Annotated in this window: 19 protein-coding genes and 1 pseudogene; 14 read left to right on the forward strand and 6 right to left on the reverse strand. The window is 69.2% G+C overall.

Annotation, left to right across the window (positions count from 1 at the left end; genetic code table 11):
* Positions 1–346: 346 nt before the first annotated feature.
* Positions 347–1138, forward strand: coding sequence for a hypothetical protein (locus EDD30_RS39525; protein WP_071808428.1), 792 nt, complete (start codon positions 347–349; stop codon positions 1136–1138).
* A gap of 45 nt (positions 1139–1183) precedes the next feature.
* On the opposite strand, the gene EDD30_RS33410 is transcribed toward EDD30_RS39525, so the two are convergent.
* Both EDD30_RS33410 and EDD30_RS33415 read right to left on the reverse strand, forming a co-directional pair.
* A complete protein-coding gene (locus EDD30_RS33410) occupies positions 1184–1828 on the reverse strand; it encodes a M23 family metallopeptidase (protein ID WP_071808429.1) in 645 nt (214 codons plus the stop codon).
* A gap of 43 nt (positions 1829–1871) precedes the next feature.
* A complete protein-coding gene (locus tag EDD30_RS33415) occupies positions 1872–2012 on the reverse strand; it encodes a hypothetical protein (RefSeq protein ID WP_211277965.1) in 141 nt (46 codons plus the stop codon).
* 198 nt (positions 2013–2210) lie between these two features.
* On the opposite strand from EDD30_RS33415, the gene EDD30_RS33420 reads away from it, so the two are divergent.
* The 3 genes and pseudogenes from EDD30_RS33420 to EDD30_RS33430 all read left to right on the forward strand — a co-directional run.
* A complete protein-coding gene (locus EDD30_RS33420; protein ID WP_143162946.1) occupies positions 2211–2720 on the forward strand; it encodes an ATP-binding protein in 510 nt (169 codons plus the stop codon).
* Positions 2717–3049 (forward strand): STAS domain-containing protein, encoded by a 333-nt coding sequence (locus EDD30_RS39530; protein WP_071808431.1) that lies wholly within the window; start codon positions 2717–2719, stop codon positions 3047–3049. Before EDD30_RS33420 ends, EDD30_RS39530 begins: the two co-directional genes overlap by 4 nt.
* Before the next feature lie 860 nt (positions 3050–3909).
* Positions 3910–4056 (forward strand): annotated as a pseudogene (locus tag EDD30_RS33430) (IS701 family transposase); the annotation flags it as partial.
* 30 nt (positions 4057–4086) lie between these two features.
* Here the strand turns inward: EDD30_RS33430 and EDD30_RS33435 are convergent.
* Positions 4087–4977 (reverse strand): alpha/beta fold hydrolase, encoded by an 891-nt coding sequence (locus tag EDD30_RS33435; RefSeq protein ID WP_071808432.1) that lies wholly within the window; start codon positions 4975–4977, stop codon positions 4087–4089.
* A gap of 50 nt (positions 4978–5027) precedes the next feature.
* Here EDD30_RS33435 and EDD30_RS41170 point away from each other — a divergent pair, with 50 nt between their 5' ends.
* The 6 genes from EDD30_RS41170 (at position 5028) to EDD30_RS33465 (ending at position 12078) form a co-directional block, all read left to right on the forward strand.
* On the forward strand, positions 5028–5243 hold the full coding sequence (locus EDD30_RS41170; RefSeq protein WP_244945491.1) for a hypothetical protein: 216 nt from the start codon (positions 5028–5030) through the stop codon (positions 5241–5243).
* Positions 5244–5302: 59 nt separating this feature from the next.
* Positions 5303–6229: an AraC family transcriptional regulator gene (locus EDD30_RS33445; RefSeq protein ID WP_211277966.1), complete on the forward strand. Its 927-nt coding sequence runs from the start codon at positions 5303–5305 to the stop codon at positions 6227–6229.
* A 76-nt stretch (positions 6230–6305) separates the two neighbouring features.
* A complete protein-coding gene (locus EDD30_RS33450; RefSeq protein WP_071808435.1) occupies positions 6306–7457 on the forward strand; it encodes a CaiB/BaiF CoA transferase family protein in 1152 nt (383 codons plus the stop codon).
* Positions 7454–8596, forward strand: a complete 1143-nt coding sequence (locus EDD30_RS33455; protein WP_071808436.1) for an acyl-CoA dehydrogenase family protein — start codon at positions 7454–7456, stop codon at positions 8594–8596. The genes EDD30_RS33450 and EDD30_RS33455 overlap by 4 nt, the downstream gene beginning before the upstream one ends.
* A gap of 38 nt (positions 8597–8634) precedes the next feature.
* A complete protein-coding gene (locus EDD30_RS33460; protein WP_071808437.1) occupies positions 8635–9849 on the forward strand; it encodes an acetyl-CoA C-acetyltransferase in 1215 nt (404 codons plus the stop codon).
* Between the two features lie 33 nt (positions 9850–9882).
* Positions 9883–12078, forward strand: coding sequence for a 3-hydroxyacyl-CoA dehydrogenase NAD-binding domain-containing protein (locus EDD30_RS33465; protein ID WP_071808438.1), 2196 nt, complete (start codon positions 9883–9885; stop codon positions 12076–12078).
* 125 nt (positions 12079–12203) lie between these two features.
* On the opposite strand, the gene EDD30_RS33470 is transcribed toward EDD30_RS33465, so the two are convergent.
* The 3 genes from EDD30_RS33470 to EDD30_RS33480 form a co-directional block, all read right to left on the reverse strand.
* On the reverse strand, positions 12204–12632 hold the full coding sequence (locus EDD30_RS33470; protein ID WP_211277967.1) for a peptidoglycan-binding domain-containing protein: 429 nt from the start codon (positions 12630–12632) through the stop codon (positions 12204–12206).
* A gap of 533 nt (positions 12633–13165) precedes the next feature.
* Positions 13166–13525 (reverse strand): hypothetical protein, encoded by a 360-nt coding sequence (locus EDD30_RS39535; protein ID WP_170047584.1) that lies wholly within the window; start codon positions 13523–13525, stop codon positions 13166–13168.
* A complete protein-coding gene (locus EDD30_RS33480; RefSeq protein ID WP_071808441.1) occupies positions 13407–13796 on the reverse strand; it encodes a serine hydrolase in 390 nt (129 codons plus the stop codon). Before EDD30_RS33480 ends, EDD30_RS39535 begins: the two co-directional genes overlap by 119 nt.
* A gap of 257 nt (positions 13797–14053) precedes the next feature.
* Between EDD30_RS33480 and EDD30_RS41175 the strand changes: the two genes are divergently transcribed.
* From EDD30_RS41175 to EDD30_RS33505, 4 genes are all read left to right on the forward strand, one after another.
* On the forward strand, positions 14054–14800 hold the full coding sequence (locus EDD30_RS41175) for a hypothetical protein (RefSeq protein ID WP_244945492.1): 747 nt from the start codon (positions 14054–14056) through the stop codon (positions 14798–14800).
* 440 nt (positions 14801–15240) lie between these two features.
* Positions 15241–16362 (forward strand): hypothetical protein, encoded by a 1122-nt coding sequence (locus EDD30_RS39540; RefSeq protein ID WP_170208240.1) that lies wholly within the window; start codon positions 15241–15243, stop codon positions 16360–16362.
* 209 nt (positions 16363–16571) lie between these two features.
* Positions 16572–18290, forward strand: a complete 1719-nt coding sequence (locus EDD30_RS33500; RefSeq protein WP_170047736.1) for a sensor histidine kinase — start codon at positions 16572–16574, stop codon at positions 18288–18290.
* Positions 18287–18961, forward strand: coding sequence for a response regulator (locus EDD30_RS33505; RefSeq protein ID WP_071810172.1), 675 nt, complete (start codon positions 18287–18289; stop codon positions 18959–18961). Before EDD30_RS33500 ends, EDD30_RS33505 begins: the two co-directional genes overlap by 4 nt.
* The last annotated feature ends 129 nt before the right edge of the window (positions 18962–19090 follow it).

Below are 19090 nucleotides of genomic sequence, written 5' to 3' on the forward strand. Positions count from 1 at the left end.
CCGTCGGGCGGCCTCGGTGGTGGCCGCCAGCGTGGTCACCCTCTGTCTGACAGCGTGTGGACCCGACGACTCCGAATACACGCCGCCGAGCGGTGGCTGGCATGCCCCATGGCACGATGCCCCGCCTGCTCCACCGGACACCGCCGACATCCCACTGCCGAACCGTGACCGGTTCACCCCACGTCCACCATGTGGGCCGTACACGCCAGGCTGCTAGACAGGAACAGCCCTCGGCCTCCAGCTCGCCGACCGCGCTCAGCGGTTCGGGGGTAACCGGCACACCGGGGGATTGACGTCGATCTCCTGCCGTCACTACCCTCGGCCGACTGTAGCGAAAGGACCGGCCATGTCGGGACAACGGCGGCAGGTCGTCGGCGCGGGTGCTGCGGTCCTCGTGGGCGTCGGCGTGGGTATCGCCACGGAGGTTGTCACCGACGCGCCTCGCATCGGAGCCATCGCGGCGCTGGTCGCACTCACCGCGGCGTTGATCGCCATCAAGATCGGATTGAGGATGAGCGAGAGCGAAGGCGGCGCCAAGCCGGACCAGCCGTCTGGCCCGGCCGCGGGCCACGTCAGCTCCCGGACGGTCAACGGCGGCACCTCCTATGCCGCCGGTCGAGACATCGGGCTCACGCCGGGACACACCGTGGCCGTCGGCGCCACCATCGTCCTCGTGGTGATCGCCATGGTCGTGGCAGGGGTGCTGATCCTCGGAAACGAGGCAGACGGCGGCAAGGGCCTGCCCCTGCCGCCGAGCCCTGGCCTCACCGTCCCGAGTGATGACAGCTCGCCCACCCCCACTGCCTCTGCATCCTCGCCCTCTCCACCGCCGCTGCCACGGAGTGAGGTTCCGGATCGCCTGGTCGGCACGTGGTCCGGTGGCACCGACGGTGCCACGGCCAACTGGACCTATACCTTCGCCGACAACGGTGAGGTCGAGCAGAGCAATGGAAGGATCGGCGTCCATCGGGCAGGAACCGTCGTCGTCGCGACGACGACCTTGACCTTGTACTTCCCCGGCCGGCAGCCCGAGACCTTCCGGTGGAAAGTCAGCTCCATCGACGGCGGATTCGGGTACACCTTCTCCAACCTCCAGCTCAACGGCTTGTCGTACGTCAGGCAGGACACCGAGCCGTGAGGCAGCCGGTGGGCGGGGGAGCGTCGGTTTGATGCGTGACTGGCATCATTTCCGCTGATCGGTCTCGCTGGCGCCGGCGCGGCAGTTGTTGCTCCGAAGGGAGACCGAATACTCGCGGTCGTCGCGAGTGATCCCCGACGGCGCGCCGTTGAAGTAGGTTTCGACCTTTTCGAAGCCTCTGTGCTGTTCGTAGTGCAGATGCGGTGCGCCGGAATCACCCGTGCTGCCGACGCGGCCGAGCTGGTCGCCTGGCTGCACGCGCTGCCCTTCGTGAACCAGCGGCGGTTCGAGCAGGTGGAGATACAGCGTCGTCCACCGACGGCCGTGATCGATCTTCACCCAGTAGCCGCCGCCCCGGCCGCGAGGGCCGTCCGGATTGTCCGGAGTGCGCCCGCCCACGGTCCCGTTGATCCCGGCCTCGGTGACAGTGCCCGAGGCGGACGCGAGTACCGGCTGACCCCATGCTTCGCCCTTGGTGGGAAACAGGTCCACGTCGTAATCGTCGTGTCCGGGGTAGGTTCCGAGCGTCCAGGCCTCGCCGCACGGCACAGGAAGCTGGAAGGCGGGGCGAGGCCCGGGTGGCCGCAGCATCGGCACGAGGATCGCGGCGGCAGCGATCAGGCCGAGTCCCAGGACCGCGAAGACGGCGCTGCGGCGGCGTACCCAGGTGCGCGGACGAGCTGTCACCATCCCCACGATGGCACATCCCGACAATGCCGAAACGCGTCAGCCGCTACCGCGCGGCCAAGCGGCTGCGGTAATGCGACGGCGACAGGCCGGTGTGGCGGCGCAGCAGCGCCCGCAGGTTGGTGGCGGTGCCGAGCCCGCGGTTGCGGGCGACGACATCGAGGCGGAGCCCGCCCCGTTCGATCATAGGGCCGAGTCTGCCGGCAGCTCGCGGAGCGACCACAGATACGGCGTAGCCCCCGGACGGCTGAACTCCACGCGCGGAATCTGCCTGAGCTACGGCGACTTTTCCCTGGTGAGGTTGGTGGTGTAGCCGGCTGCGGGGCCCTGTTTGCCCTGGTGCAAGTGTGGCGACGTGAGCCCGTTGTCACTAGCGTGGGTGTACGTGACAGGTGGTGCTCGACCGGTCGAGGGCGAGCTGGTCAGTCCGCAGCCGGCGGCCGTCGAGCCGATCGTGCTGTTATCCCAACATTTCACCGAGATGCAGGTGAGCTCGCTGCGGTCGAGGGTGAGCACGGCGGTCGCCGAGTCGGGGCTGTTCGGCGAGCTCGCCGAGGGTTTCGTGCTGGCGGCGCACGAGCTGGTCACCAACGCGGTGCGCCACGGCGGCGGCGTCGGGCACCTTGAGCTGCGGCTCCGCGCCGACGAGCTGACCTGCGAGATCGTGGACAACGGCGGCCAGGCCGATGGCCTGCCGGTGCGGTTGGCAGCACCCGAGCAGACCGGCGGCCGGGGGTTGTGGCTAGCACACCAGCTCACGGGCACGCTGCTGCTGACCCAGCGTCCCGACGGCGTCACGGCCTCCGTCACCGCCTGCCTCACCCCGGCACCGGTGATCCGGTCAGCGGGCACCCTGCGCGCCAAGGACACCATGCAAAGGAACGAGGATCGGTGAACACGAACCTGACCTGGCAGTACCAGATCCGTACCGACGCCGGTCATCGCATCGTGACCCTGTCCGGGGAGATCGACATGATCGGCGTCGAGCGCCTGCAGGAACTGTTGCAGGACGCCGTTCGAAGCGCCGAGCTCGTCACGGTCGATATCGCCGGCGTCGGGTTCATCGACTCCACCGTGATCAGCGCTCTGGTCGCCGCCCGTAACGCCGCGCACCGCATCGGCCGCCGGTTCACGGTGATCAACCCCGCTACGCACGTACGCCGGGTCCTGCACATGACCGGCGTCCTGGACAACCTGACCATTCCGCACCCCAGGCGTCCCTGAACGCGCCCGAGGTGAAAATGGGAAGTCCCTAGTACGGCAGCGCCGTTCGTGATCATCGCTGCGCTGCAATTCGGCAGCGTCTACGCTGCGACAGCGGCCACCGCACGATTCGGAAGTTTGTCCACAACATACAGACGATCACGCGGTGGCCGCGCTGTGCTTACCGGCCCGGGCCAAGGTCCCGAACGGCGACTGCCGTACTAGATCCGCCCAACCATCCCGCCTGCGGATTCACCTGATGTTTCGCGATCAGGAACACATTGTCCCTTCCCGGGCCTGCCACCGCCGGTAACCTCCCCACGGTCGGCCGTTGCGGAAGAGACCGGCCGAGTAAGCCCTCTCCAACCGGGCTACCCCGGGCACCTGTCGCTGTCCACCCAACCTAACGGAGAGTCCGAATGGTTGCCTATGCACGACAGACGCGTCAGAGCCTCATGGGGCTCGCAGCCTCACTGATTGTCGCGCTCCCTCTTGGCGCCAGGAAGGTCGCCGGCTGGCCCGGCTGGGTGGGGTGCCATGAGGGCGACTCCATCGGATACGTCTTCCGAGTCTGGGACACCAACACCGGCGCGTGGGGCCCCGGCAGCTTCGCCACACCTGTGACCTGTCCCTAGATGATCGCTCAGCCCCACCCCCGGACAACACGAGGCATCCGGACCCACAACGCTGGGGAGCCCCGCGAAGGCCGGAGATGCTCGCCCGGTTCGCACCCGGCCGAACGCTCCCGTGCCCGCCGACGCTGAACACGCGCACGGCCGACCAGGTCATCAGCAAGCCCCCCAGGAACGCGTCCGGGGCCGGGAAGCGATGCTTCCCGGCCCCGGACGCGATGCAGGATCTGATCGGCCGTGCGGGTTGTCGTCGCCCGGGTCGCCGGGATCCGCTGGACGGTCGAAGAATCGTTCCAGGCCGCGAAGGGGCAGGTCGGGCTCGACCAGCACCAGGTCCGCCGCTGGCAGTCCTGGCACCGGTTCACCACCCTGGCCCTGGCCGCCCTGGTCATCCTTCAGCCATGATCACGAACGGCGGCTGCCGTACTAGTCCGGGTGCGGCTCGCCGCTGGAGGACCCGCGCGCCAGCGCGGCGATCTCGGCGGCGATGTTCCCCTGCAGGGCGTTCGGCAGATCGTGACCCATGCCGGGATGCGTGACCAGCTTGGCGCCGGCGATCGCGCGCGCGGTCGCCACCCCGCCGGGAAGACGGATCAGCGGGTCGGCGGCACCGTGGAGGACGAGCGCCGGTAGCCGGAGCCGGCGCAGGGCGGGGCGCCGGTCCTTCGCGGACACGACCGCCGCTAGCTGACGCCGGACCCCGGCAGGGTCGTGAGCGCGGTCGTAACTGCGCCGGGCCGTCTCCCGCAGCCATTTCTCGTCGCGGGGGTAGGCGGGTGACCCGATCACCCTGAAGATCTCGACGATGTGCCGGGCGGCGGCCTCGCGTCCGGTGGCCGGGCGCCGCAGCAGCGCCGCCATCGCGGACGGCCGGGGGCGCCCGACCCGGGGCGACGGGGTCGAGGAGATCGAGGTCAGTGACCGGACCCGGCCCGGATGGTTCGTCGCCACAGTCTGCGCGATCATCCCGCCCAGCGACACTCCGGCCACGTGGGCACTTTCCCATCCCAGGGCGTCCATCACCGCCAGGGCGTCTCCGGCCATGTCCGCCAGCGCGTACCCGCTCTTGCGTCGCAGCAAGAGATCCGCAGGCGACGGCGGCCGCAGCGAATCGAGGTGACTCGACAGCCCGACGTCTCGGTTGTCGAACCGGGCGACCCGGAAGCCGTGCTTCGTCAGCAGGGCCCGGAAGTCTTCCGGCCAGAACAGCATCTGCAGGCCCAAGCCCATGATCAGCAGCAGCGGCTCGCCGCCGGTCGGGCCCTCGACCTCGTACGCGATCCGCACGTCACCGTGCCGGGCGAAACCCTCGCTCATGCCTCGAGCCTGCCGCAATCACCGCCCCGGCGCACGAGCCGGACGTCGTGGTGACGGTGCCCAGCCTCAACGCGCTGCTCACCTCGGCGGCATGGCGCAACGACCACAACGGATTCTCGCACCAGGGTCCCGGCTGCATCCGGGTCGTGGTCACCATGGAGACCGTCGCGGCCGCGCACCGTGACCCTGGGCTGGACGTACGATCATGGGTCATGACCCCACCGCTCACCCTTCTCGACCGGATCGGGCAGTCGCGGACATGGTGATCCGGTCGGTGGCCATCCATCACGTGCGGATGGCTCTGCGCGGAGCCCGACGGCGAGGCGTGGACACCACAGCGATGCTGCAGGCGGCCGGCATTCCGCCCGGGCTGCTGGAGCTCGACCGCGCCCGGGTCTCGACCGAGCAGTTCGCCCGGCTGATCCGACTGTTGTGGGACACCCTCGACGACGAACTTCTGGGCCTGGCCGCCGCGCCCCACAAGGTCGGCACGTTCGCGATGATGTGCCACGCGGTCGTGCACTGCCCGGACCTGCGGTCGGCGCTGCGCCGCACCGGGGATTTCTACCGCCTCTTCCCGGACGGCCCCCAGCCGGACCTGGCCGAGTCCGGCGACGAAGCGTCGATGAGCTTCGTCGCCGGGGTCGACGATCCGGACCACTTCCTGGCCGAGACGGCGTTGGTGGTGTGGCACCGCTTCGCCGGCTGGTTGATCCGGCGCCGGATCAGCCTGCGTCGCGTCGAGTTCGCCTATCCGTCCCCGCCGCATGCTCTGGAGTACGAGCTGCTCTTCGGCGCTCCCTGCGTCTTCGAGGCCGGGCGCACCGCGGCGGTCTTCGACGTCGCTCTGCTCGACGAGCCGGTGCTGCAGGACGAGGCGGGGTTGCGCGCCTTCCTGCGCCGTGCCCCGGCCGACGTGCTCGCCCGGATCGACTACGGCAGCACGGTGGCCGCCCGGGTACGACGGGTGCTGAGTCAGTCGCTTCCGGACCGGCTGCCCGGACAAGACGAGGTGGCCGCCCGGCTGTCGGTCAGCGCGCAAACCCTGCGTCGGCAACTCGCCGCCGAGGAAACCTCCTTCCAGCAGGTACGCGACCAGCTCCGCCGCGACGTGGCCGTTGCCGCTCTGACGGGAGGGCGGTTCCCCATCGAACAGCTCTCCGCGCAGCTCGGCTTCTCCGAGCCGAGCGCCTTCCATCGGGCGTTCAAGCGGTGGACGGGATCGACGCCGCGCTCGTACCAACCGGGCTGAGGACCGGCCGCTGCGGTCAATCACTATGAGCGGTGAGGTCATGGGGGCCGGCCGCGTCCCGCCGTAGCGTGCGGGCATGACCGACGCGGCAGCCACACCCACCGGTCCACTTGACGGCGTGCGGGTGGTGGAGCTCGCGGGTATCGGTCCCGGCCCGTTCGCGGCCATGCTCCTTGCCGACCTGGGCGCCGACGTCGTGCGCGTCGACCGGCCCGGTGGCGTCGGATTGGCCGTCGACCCGGCGTGCGACCTGACCAACCGCAACAAGCGTTCCGTACTGATCGACCTCAAGACCGAGGACGGCCGACGGAGGATTCTCGACATGGTCGACCGGGCCGATGTGCTGCTCGAGGGCTACCGGCCGGGCGTCGCCGAGCGCCTCGGCGTCGGGCCCGAGGACTGCCTCGCCCGTAATCCCCGGCTGATCTACGGCCGGATCACCGGCTGGGGCCAGACCGGGCCGCTCGCCCGCGCCGCCGGTCACGACATCGGTTACCTCGCCATCACCGGCACGCTCGGCATGCTCGGCCCAGATCCGGACGGGCCACCCACGATCCCCGCCAATCTGGTCGGGGACTACGCGGGCGGCTCCCTCTACCTCGTCATCGGAATCCTGGCCGCTCTGCGGCATGCGCGCGAGCACGGCGAGGGCCAGGTCGTCGACGCCGCCATCGTCGACGGCGCCGCCCACCTCACCACCATGATCCACGGCATGCTCGCCGCCGGTGGCTGGCAGGACCGCCGCGGTGTCAACCTGCTCGACGGCGGCTGCCCTTTCTATGGGACATACCGGACCTCCGATGGTGAGTACCTGGCCGTGGGCGCCCTGGAACAGCGGTTCTACGACGAATTCGCCCGACTGCTCGGCCTCGGGGACATCGCCTCGGCGCGGCATGACGTCGACCGCTGGCCCGAGCTCCGGTCCGCGGTCGCCGAGCGGTTCCGTGCCCGCACGCGAGCGGAGTGGACGGCGGTCTTCGAGGGCACCGATGCCTGCGTGGCCCCCGTCCTGTCGCTGCGCGAGGCTTTCACCCATCCGCACCTCGCTGCCCGCGGCACGTTCGTCGAGCATGCCGGAATGGTCCAGCCCGCCCCGGCGCCCCGCTTCTCCGCCACCCCCGGCGCGGTCCGCACCGGTCCGGCCCGGCCCGGCGCCGACGCCGACGAGGTCGCCCGCGACTGGGTCGTACCGTCCCTGAACTCCGAGAACCGGGAGCCTTGTGCATGAAGCGCCAGCTCTACACCGCCGACCACGACGCCTTCCGGGAAACCGTCCGTACCTTCCTCGCCAAGGAGGTCCTGCCGCACTACGCGCGGTGGGAGGAGGACGGCATCGTCTCCCGTGAGGTGTGGCGGGCCGCCGGACGGCAGGGACTGCTCGGCCTCGCCGTCGAGGAGCAGTACGGTGGCGGCGGCAATCCCGACTTTCGCTACAGCGCCGTACTCGCCGAGGAGTTCGCTCGCGCCGGCACGCCCGGCCTCGCCCTGGTGCTGCACAACGACATGGTCGGTCCGTACCTCACCTCCCTTGCCACCGAGGAGCAGAAGCAGCGCTGGCTGCCCGGCTTCTGCAGCGGCGAGATCGTCACCGCCATCGCCATGACCGAGCCCGGCGCCGGCTCGGACCTGCAGGGGATCCGCACCGGCGCCGAGGACCACGGCGACCATTGGTTGCTCAACGGCTCCAAGACCTTCATTTCCAACGGCGTTCTCGCCGACCTCGTGATCGTCGTGGCGAGGACCACCCCCGAGGGCGGTGCCCGCGGCTTGTCTCTGCTCGTGGTCGAGCGCGCCATGGCGGGCTTCGAGCGGGGCCGCAACCTCGACAAGATCGGTCAGAGGGCCCAGGACACCGCCGAGCTCTTCTTCCGCGACGTGCGCGTGCCCAAGGAGAATCTGCTGGGCACGCTCAACGGCGCTTTCCTCCACTTGATGACCCACCTCGCCCAGGAGCGGCTCGTCATCGCCGTCGCTGCCATCGCCGGCGCCGAACACCTCCTGGAACTCACCATGGCGTATGTCAAGGAGCGCGAGGCGTTCGGACGCGAGCTCGCTCGTCTCCAACACGTGCGCTTCCAGATCGCCGAGATGGCCACCGAGTGCGCCGTTACCCGCACCTTCCTCGACCGTTGCGTCGCCGACCACGTCAACGGCGACCTCGACGCCGTCCACGCCTCGATGGCCAAGTGGTGGGCGACCGAACTCCACAAGCGCGTCGCCGACCGTTGTCTCCAGTTGCACGGCGGATATGGGTACATGACCGAGTACCCGGTCGCGAAGGCATTCACCGACAGCCGCGTACAAACCATCTATGGCGGTACGACCGAGATCATGAAGGAACTCATCGGCCGGTCCCTGCTCGCCTGACGCCGCCCGCTCGCCCAGAATCTCGAAAGGCTGCCGACATGAGTACCGAAGCATATGTGTACGACGCGATCCGCACTCCCCGCGGACGCGGCAAGGCCAACGGCGCCCTGCACGGCACCAAGCCGATCGACCTCGTCGTGGGTCTCATCCACGAACTTCGCCGCCGTTTCCCAGGACTGGACCCCGCTGCCGTCGATGACATCGTGCTCGGCGTCGTCAGCCCCATCGGCGACCAGGGCTCCGACATCGCCCGCATCGCCGCCATCACCGCCGGACTGCCCCACACCGTCGCCGGAGTCCAGGAGAACCGCTTCTGCGCCTCAGGCCTCGAAGCCGTCAACCTGGCCGCCGCCAAGATCCGCTCCGGCTGGGAGGACCTGGTGCTCGCCGGCGGCGTCGAATCGATGTCGCGTGTCCCCCTGGGGTCCGACGGCGGCGCCTGGTTCGCCGACCCGATGACCAACTTCGAGACCGGCTTCGTCCCCCAGGGCGTCGGCGCCGACCTCATCGCCACCATCGACGGCTTCACCCGCCGCGACGTCGACGAGTACGCCGCGCTCTCCCAGGAGCGGGCCGCCGCCGCGTGGAAGGACCACCGCTTCGACCGGTCCGTGGTCCCGCTCCTGGACCGCGCCGGACTGACCGTCCTCGACCACGACGAGCACATGCGGCCGGGCAGCACCGCCGACTCGCTCGCCACGCTCAGGCCGTCCTTCGCCGACATCGGCGAACTCGGCGGGTTCGACGCCGTCGCCCTGCAGCAGTACCACTGGATCGAGAAGATCGACCACGTCCACCACGCCGGAAACTCCTCCGGCATCGTCGACGGCGCCTCCCTCGTGGCCATCGGCACCAAGGCGGTCGGCGAGCGGTACGGGATGACGCCCCGCGCTCGGATCGTCTCCGCCGCCGTCTCCGGCTCCGAGCCGACCATCATGCTCACCGGTCCCGCCCCCGCCACCCGCAAGGCGCTCGCCAAGGCCGAACTGTCCATCGACGACATCGACCTCATCGAGATCAACGAGGCGTTCGCGGCCGTCGTCCTGCACTTCGCGCGCGACCTGGACCTGCCCCTCGACAAGATCAACGTCAACGGCGGGGCGATCGCCTTCGGCCACCCGCTCGGCGCCACCGGCGCCATGATCCTCGGCACGCTGATCGACGAACTCGAGCGTCAGGACAAGCGGTACGGCCTCGCCACGCTCTGCGTCGGCGCAGGCATGGGCATCGCCACGATCGTCGAGCGTCTCTGACCCATCCGCATCCGGCGTAACGGAGAACCCCTCATGAGCGAGTCCGGCACCATCCGCTGGGAACAGGACGAGACCGGCGTCGTCACCCTCGTCCTCGACGACCCCGATCAGTCCGCCAACACCATGAACCAGGCCTTCAAGGACTCGATCTCGGCGGTCGCCGACCGTGCCGCCGCCGACCAGGCCGGCATCCGCGGCATCATCGTCACCTCCGCCAAGAAGACATTCTTCGCAGGCGGCGACCTCAGAGACATGGTGCGGCTCCGCCCGGAGGACGCCCGGGCCGCCTTCGACACCACCCTGGCGATCAAGCGATCCCTGCGCCGCATCGAGACCCTCGGGAAGCCCGTCGTCGCCGCCATCAACGGCGCCGCCCTCGGCGGCGGATACGAGATCGCGCTCGCGTGCCACCACCGCATCGCACTCGACGCGCCCGGCGCCACGGTCGGCCTTCCCGAGGTGACGCTCGGCCTGCTCCCGGCCGCCGGCGGCGTCGCCCGCACCGTACGGCTTCTCGGTGTCACCGACGCTCTGCTGACGGTGCTGCTCCGAGGCACGCGGTATACACCCCAGCGCGCGCTCGAGGCCGGCCTGGTCCACGAGGTCGCCGCCACGCGGGAGAAGATGCTCGCCAGAGCCCGCGCGTTCATCGACGCTCACCCCGAGTCGCACCAGCCGTGGGACGTCTCCGGGTACAAGATTCCCGGCGGCACCCCGTCGAACCCCGGATTCGCCGCCCACCTCCCGGCGTTGCCCGCCAACCTCAAGAAGCAGTTGAACGGCGCCCCCTATCCCGCGCCGCGTAACATCCTCGCCGCGGCGGTCGAGGGCTCCCAGGTCGACTTCGAGACCGCACAGGTCATCGAGTCCCGCTACTTCACCGAGCTGGTCATCGGACAGACCGCCAAGAACATGATCCAGGGGTTCTTCTTCGATCTCCAGGCGGTCGAATCCGGCGCCAACCGCCCGCCAGGCATCGAGCCGCGCCGAGTGAACAGGGTCGCCGTGCTCGGCGCCGGCATGATGGGCGCCGGCATCGCCTACGCCTGCGCCCGCGCCGGCATACACGTCGTCCTCAAAGACATCAGCCAGGAGTCGGCCGACAACGGCAAGGCCTACACCGAGGCCCTGCTCACCAAGGCCCTCGGGCGGGGTCGCATCACGGAAACCGACAGGGACATGCTGCTGGCCCGGATCACCCCCACCGCCGACCCGCAGGCGCTCGCCGGCTGCGACGCGGTCGTCGAGGCCGTCTTCGAGGACACCGCGCTCAAGCACAAGGTCTTCCAGGAAATCGAGCGCATCGTCGCCCCTGACGCGCTGCTCTGCTCCAACACCTCCACCCTGCCCATCACCGTTCTCGCCGAAGGCGTCGCACGACCCGAGGACTTCATCGGCCTGCACTTCTTCTCGCCCGTCGACAGGATGCCACTCGTCGAGATCATCAAAGGCGGACGCACCAGCGACGAAGCACTGGCCCGCGCCTTCGACCTGGTTCGGCAGCTCCGCAAGACCCCGATCGTCGTCAACGACTCCCGCGGCTTCTACACCTCGAGGGTCATCGGCACCTTCATCAACGAAGGCGTGGCGATGGTCGGCGAGGGTGCCGACCCCGCCTCGGTCGAACAGGCCGCCGCCCAGGCCGGCTACCCCGCCAAAGTCCTCGCCCTGATGGATGAACTGACCCTCACCCTGCCGCGAAAGATCCGCACCGAGACGAGGCGGGCGGTCGAGGAGGCCGGCGGCACCTGGGACCCGCACCCGGCCGACACGGTGATCGACCGCATGGTCGGCGAATTCGGCCGCCCCGGCCGCAGCGGCGGCGCCGGCTTCTACGACTATGTTGACGGCAAACGCACCGGCCTGTGGCCGGGCCTGCGTGAGCACTTCAAGGCCGCCGAGCCCGACGCGGGTATCCCCTTCGAGGACATGAAGGAACGGATGCTCTTCGCCGAGGCACTGGACACGGTCCGCTGCCTGGAAGAGGGCGTTCTCACCTCCGTCGCCGATGCCAACATCGGCTCGCTCATGGGCATCGGCTTCCCCGCCTGGACCGGCGGCACGGTGCAATACATCAACGGATACGACGGCGGCCTACCCGCCTTCGTGGCCCGGGCGCGGCAACTGGCCGACCGCTACGGCAAGCGGTTCCTCCCACCGGCGATGCTGGTGGAGACGGCCGAGCGCGGCGAGTCGCTGACCGACGGCCTCCGTGGCGTGGTCGAGTAGCGGTAGTTCTTGCCGCCGGCGGCGAGGACCACTTCGCCTCCCCGACTGCTCGCCACGCGTCGGGCGGCCGACGACGAGGGCACGTCCCGGTGCGGGACGTGCCCTGATCACGTCGGCTCGGGTCGTCAGCAGATGTAGGCCGAATGGGCCGCCCACCACTCCAGGTGGGGAGCGGTCCTCGGGCCGACGCGGCCGTCCACGCTCAGTCCTGCACCGAGGGCGTTGGCGCAGGTCTGGAACTTCTTGACCTTGGCCTCCGTCTGCGGGCCGAAACTACCGTCCACGGCGATCAGCGCGAACGTCGAAGGATTGATGGCCCAGTTCAGCAGGCACTGCACCTCGCGGACGTAGTTGCCGGTGTCTCCCCGGCCGACGTCGCGGTTGGCGACGTCGATGCAGTCGCGGATGGCGGCCACGCCGGACGACGCGCGGGGCTTCGCGGTGGTCTCCTGACCCGGCGGCGGCGTTGGCTCGGCGGCCTGCGCCGAGCTCTGCACGCCCACCCCGGCGACCACGAGCGCGGCGGCGACGAGGCCGATCCGTGCGGTTGTCACTTTGGCGGTCATAGCTTTCCTCCGATTCTTTCCGGCCGGCACGTCGACGTCGACCTTGACCGGCGTTCCTGGCCTTGCCATTGCGTTGTTGGCGTCGATTCCCGGCGAAGGTCGAGCTCGGAGGACTTCGGACGCTCGGTTCGGAGCCGGCCTGCCTGGCCACGAAGTCCACCTCCTCGCCTTGCAACTCGGCGCGAAAACCGGCCGACGCGGATCGAGCGATCCAAAAAGCAACGCAACCCGCGCCTCGTCGGTCCGTGCTTTCAGCGTCCGGGAGGGGCCTTGCGAAGGTAAGTGACTTTTGACGGTGGTCGAAACACTGGACACCATGCATGCCAATACGTACGCGTTCAGACGCATTCATGGCGTCGAATTTGCCGGCTTATGCCGGAGCCGCATCCTTGACGCGAAGCGGTCCGGGCCCGCCGTCGAGGTCGAGGACGGCATGGCGTCTGTCGATCAGCTCGGCGAGTGCGAGGGTGATGGCTGCCGGCGCGATCGGCATCAAGGCCGCCGAGTGCCGTGTCGTGGTGTCAGATCGCCCGCGTGTCAGCCCGGAGACCGATGTAGAGGCCGGGGCGCCCATCGGGAAGTTGCACGAACGTGGCTGGTCGCCAGCGGTGCTGGCCGGGTTCGCGATAGAGCAGCAGGTCTTTGCCGGCCGCTATCGTCTCGTATTCGCCCTCGGCGGTCGGCATGACTTCGGCGGGGGAGCCGGTGACGGCCCACCGCAGACCTGGCACGCCGTCGTGATCCAGGACCTCGTGCTCGTGTTCATGTCCCAGGTACGTGCCTGCGTGTCGCCCGGTGTCGAAGTTCGGCGGCTCCTGGGGCGGCTGCAGGGGCGGGGGCATGGTGACCCCGGCGAGCTCGGCGAAGATCTCGCTGTACAACGCGCGGGACCAGACGCAGCGCGGCCGCGGCCGTGGCCGTGTAAACCTTGGTGATCGAGCCGATCTGGAACACCGTGTCGGTGTGGACAGGATCGCCCGTTCGTAGGTTCGTCACGCCCGATGCGGCCTGCACCATGTCGTCGCCATGCAGTATGCCCAGCACTGCACCGGCCACGCCGTGCTTCTCGGCAAGAACATCCAACCGCTGCTGCCAATGTGAAGCATCGAGCAATGGCGATGAAGATTGGACGAGGTGGTTCGCGTCGGACATGCGCGCATCCTAACAGTCCCCCTTCCTGTCGATCAGAAAGCGTGAATATGTGGGGTCCTCGCGGCCGGCGGCAATCGCCGGCAGATATCTGCTCGTATGTTCGGCGTGGGCGGTATCGCGTCCTTCTACTAGGATATCCGCGTCCTCGAAGGAGGTCGATTCCGAACGGAGGGCTCGTGGGAATTCCGTGGTTCTTGACCGTCACGGGAACGGATGTCGATCGGCGTCGATTCTCGCCCGGGCAGCACACCAGGTTCGTGCTGTGTGTCGCGAAGGCGGAGGAGATCCTCTGCGCCGGTCATGACGGTCACTCCTGGTTGGCGAAGGCGCCCCAGCGGTCGTCGTTCAAGGACGGTCGCTCACTCGACACCGTCGTCAGCATCGGGGAATACGAGGAAGTGGGCATCCTGTACAAGCCACGGGGCGAACTCGTCTACGAGGTCACCATCCCGGTGGAAGTGGCAGTGCAGCGCTTCGCGGATGCGGATGCGGAGGCCGAGGCGGTGGAGTTCCTGCTGGGACTGTTCCGCGCGTGCGTCCAGGATGCCGGACGGCGGTGGAAGATCGGGATGCCGGCCGCCACCGGTGCGGAACTCGCCACCTCGGGGTCGGGTGATGCGGGGGACCGGGTCGCGGTCCGGTCCGCACCGCAGGACGCGCACCGGGCCCGGCCGGTCGTCGAGATTCATGTGCCGCTCGAACCGGCTCCCGGAGTCGGTCCGGACGAGTACCCGTACCCGTGGATCGATGACGTCCAGGACATCGTGACGGAGCTCGACGAGGCGGCCGACGGCGCCGAGGAATTCGACGACGGCGAGGAGTGGGGCGAGCACTACGTCTTCTTCATCACCGGCCCCGACGTGCAGACCCTGTTGGCGGTGGCGTCCCGGCTGGCCACCCTCCCTCGGGTGCCACCCGGCGCCTTCGCCACGATCACCGATGACCAGGCCGGTGAGGTCTGGGGAGCCGGACCTCGAGTGCCCCTGCCCGTCGCGATTCCTTGAGGTGTCGAAAGACCACGTTTCCGCACGTCACGGCGTGACGCGGCCGTCGGGCTGCCTCGCCATGTCCCCTCGGGCCGAAGCCGAACGGCGAAGGGCGGCTCTTCCGATCGGTAGAGAAGGTCGGGTCGCTCGGTAGAAGAGCGGCGCGGGGTCTCCTGCGATTCTTGATGTCGATCCCGGATGTCGATGGCTCGCCGGTTCGGGCCAACCTCATCCCCGGGGATCGGACGGTAGCTGGCAATCTGCGTTCATTTCCTCTGCCGTGCGCGACAATTAAGTAACGAGGTATGCCCCCGTCTGAAAATGGCGCGGGGCATACCTCCCTTTGCCTTTTGATGGCACTCAGGAAATTCTTTATCCGCATTGAACCGAATGCGTTATCGGCCACGTAGAGACGGTCAACTGTCATCCGAAGTGCAGCCGATTTCGAGGAGGTAGCCATGCAAGGCGGGAAAGGAAGGAAGGGAGTCAAGATCGCCGTTGTGGTGGCCGCGGTGGCGGCGGCCGGCACGATGGCGACGATTCCGGGCATCAGTTCGGCGCTGGAGGGCAACCGCACCGTCCGGACCAACTGCAACGTGCGGGCCCTTTCCGGAGGTGACGCGAACGCCGCCGGAGCCGGCCAGAACCAGAACAACCAGAACCGGGGTCAGGGCCAGAATCAGGGCCAGAATCAGAATCAGGGTCAGGGCCAGGGCCAGGGCCAGAACCAGGGCCAAGGCCAAGGCCAAGGCCAGCGAAACCAGAACGAGAACCAGGGCCAAGGTCAGGGCCAGAACCAGCAGGGTGGCGTGCAGCAGGCTCGAAACCAGTTCGATGCCGCGCGGCGGACCTTCTTCACGCAGTTGCAGCAGTTCCGGGTGGCGCGAGCGAAGGCCCAGCGAGCGGTCCAGGCGGCGCAAGCGGCGCAGCGGAACGCCGCAGCCAATAGGGGCAACAACGCGGCGCAGCAGGACGCACAGAACAAGGCTGCCAATGCGCGCGCCGCGGTCCAGCAGGTGCGCGCCGCGAGGGGTAGCGCTATCCAGGCGCTCAACAATGCGCGCCAGGCGCTCGCGCAGCTACGCGCGGCGCAACAGCGCGCCGGTCAGAACCAGCAGGGTCAGAACCAGCAGGGTCAGAACCAGCAGGGTCAGAACCAGCAGGGTCAGAACCAGCAGGGTCAGAACCAGCAGGGTCAGAACCAGCAGGGTCAGAACCAGCAGGGTCAGAACCAGCAGGGTCAGAACCAGCAAGGCCAGAACCAGCAAGGCCAGAACCAGCAAGGCCAGAACCAGCAAGGCCAGAACCGGTGCAGGGGGCAGAACAACAACCAGGGCCAGGACAACAACCAGGGTGGTCAGAACGGCCAGGGTCAGAACGGCCAGGGTCAGAACGGCCAGGGTCAGAACGGCCAGCAGAACCGGTACGGCAACCGGAACCAGAACAACGACAACCAGCAGGGCGAGCAGAACGGACGCCAAGGCGCCGATCAAGGCGGTAACGGGTCGGGTACCGGTGCGGCGGTCCGCCAGATGAGCGAGATGGAGAACGCAGCGGACAACGCTGAAATGCGCAACTGATCCGCGTTCGCCGCCGGACCCGCGGCCATACCATGCAGCGTTCCGACAGGGCGCCCGATCCCGCCGGCCAGCAAGGACCGGCGGGATCGGGCGCCTTCCGTCGCCCACGGCAGGGTGCGCCGTGCCGGCCCGGATCGTCGCTGATCGGCTCGCTCGCGGTGAACCGTGGTTCCGCCCGCCTCGTACTCTCGGGCGTGACACAAGCTCGGGTGACCACAGCGCGACGCGGCAGGCGGGTGATGCGGCAGCTCGGCCTGGCCGTGCTCGTCGCCGTGGTCAGTTGGGGTGTCGACCGGTTGTCGTTCGACCCGACGTGGGCCTACTTCGACTGTGAGTCCGGCTCGACCTGGGTCCTGGCGCTGATCGGCGGCACGGTTGTCCTCGCGCTTGTCCGGCTGAGGTTTCCGGCCACGGCCCTTGTCGGCGCTGCCGCCTTCTTCGCTCTCTGGCCCGCGGCCGGCGCGCTGCTGGCGTTGACGGCCTTCCGCGCCGCCGGGCATGTCCGACCGGAACGCCGGCTGCGGATCTCGGTCGCACTGGCCGTCCTGGTCGACCTCGCCGTCGCCGTTGCCTGCGCCCAATACGGCTGGACCATCGTGCTCGCCGGTCATGCCGTGGCGCTACTCATCTGCGTCGGTCTGCCGTTCGGGGTGCAGGTGCTGCTCGGCAAGGCGGACCGGCTCGTCGCGGCACTCCGCGAGCGGGCGCATTATCTGGAGGACAACTACCGGCTCGCGCATTCGGCCGCCCGGCTGCAGGAACGGTCCCGCATCGCCCAGGAGATGCACGATCAGCTCGGCCACCGGCTCAGCCTCATCTCGCTGTACGCCGGCGCGCTGGAACTCGCCACGACAGGCACCGAGACCGCCGGGAGCGAGACCTACGGGGGCCACGAAGGCAAGCCCGAGAAGGCGGGGCGCGAGCATACGGCGAGGACGCCGGCGGGGCTCGACGAGGCCCGGTTGATTCGTGGCACCGTACACGCCGCGATGCAGGAGCTCCGCTCGACGCTCGGCATGCTGCGCTCGGCCGACCCTGGCGAGCCGCTGATGCAGCCGTTGGCGCAGACCGGCACGAAGACGGACCTGGCCCTGCTGGTGGCGGAGTCCCGCTCGGCGGGCGTACCCGTGGCGTTGGCCTGGCACGGGGATGACCTCGCCGATGCTCCGTTGCCGGCCCGCAGCGCCGCGCACCGGCTCGTGCGGGAGTGCCTCACCAACATGCACCGCCACGCTCCCGGCGCGGAGGCGGCGGTGGTCGTCGAGCGGCGCCCGGGCCGGGTCCGGATCGAGGTCTCCAGCGGCCCGCCCGTGCTACGGGGGACAGCGCCGTGCTCCGCGGGTACCGGGCTGGGCCTGGTCGGTGTGCAGGAACGAGTGCGGCTCCTCGGCGGGGTCTTCTCCGCCGGCGCCACCGCGGGCGGCGGCTTCCGGGTGTCGGCCGAGCTACCGCTGGCCGACCCGACCACCCCGGAAGGCTTGCCGGAGCGGCCCGTGGCGGCCGGCCCGACGCCCGTGGCGACCAGGCGGGGAAGCGGCGCGCACCGGCGTGGGGTGGACGACCGTCGCGGAATCGCCGTCGTTCTCACCGTGAGCCTGGTCGGCATCCCGGCCCTGGTGTCCGCCGTGCTCAACGGCGCGTCGTTCATCGTGCCGGGGACCGATCCCTACGAAGATCCGCCGGCCGGGTCCATCCGGATCGGCATGACCCAGGCGGACGTCACGACCATCGTGGGTGAAGATGATCCGCTCACCCGCCTGGCCGCCAAGGCGGTGGAGACACGCTTACCAGCCGATTCCACCTGCCTCTACTCCCTGGATTGGGACGGTGGGGAGAACGAGGTGATCGTCCGGTACTGCTTCCGCGTCGACCGGCTCGTTGCCATGGACGAGTTCCCGGTCCGCACCGGGAATCAGGAACCGAAGTGACCGATGCCACCGGCCCGGTACGGGTATTGGTCGCCGACGACGAGGCGCTGGTGCGGGCCGGCCTGCGCATGGTGTTGTCGCATGCCGGCGACGTCGAAGTCGTCGGGGAGGCCGGGGACGGCGCCGAGGCGCTCGAGCTCGCGGTCGGGTTGGCGGCCGACGTGGTCCTGATGGATGTGCGCATGCCGGGAATGGATGGCCTGACCGCGGCGGAGCAGTTGGCGGTCCGTGCGCCGGCGATCCGGGTCGTGATGCTGACGACCTTCGGAGAGGACGAGTACGTGGCGCGGGCGCTGGCCACGGGCGCCGCCGGTTTCGTGCTCAAGGACACCGGGCCGCAGGATCTCATCCACGCCGTCCGGGCCGCCGCGAACGGGCATGCGATCCTCTCGCCCCGGGTCGTCCGGGGGCTGGTCGACCGGTATGTGACGGCCGGTGCGGGCCGGGCGGCGGAGGCCCGGCGGGTGGTGGGACTGCTCACTACCCGTGAGCGGGACGTGCTGGAGATGATCGGCCTCGGACTGTCCAATGCCGAAGCCGCCGAGCGGCTCTACCTCGGCGAGGGCACGGTCAAGACGCACGTACGGCACATCCTCATCAAGCTCGGCTGCGCCAACCGGGTGCAGGCCGCGCTCGTCGCCCGGGACGCGGGGCTGCTGCCGGGGGACTGAGCCCGGGTCGGACACGTCGTCAGGCACCCACCACCGCTGTCAGAGTCCGGCGTGCCCGCTGGCGTCCGATCCTTCAATCGGCGCGTAACCGGCCGATGGGTCAGTTGTGGGTTCCTCGACTCCGCGGCG

Origin of the sequence: Couchioplanes caeruleus, from assembly GCF_003751945.1 — a bacterium.
GTDB classification, from domain to species: Bacteria; Actinomycetota; Actinomycetes; order Mycobacteriales; family Micromonosporaceae; genus Actinoplanes; species Actinoplanes caeruleus.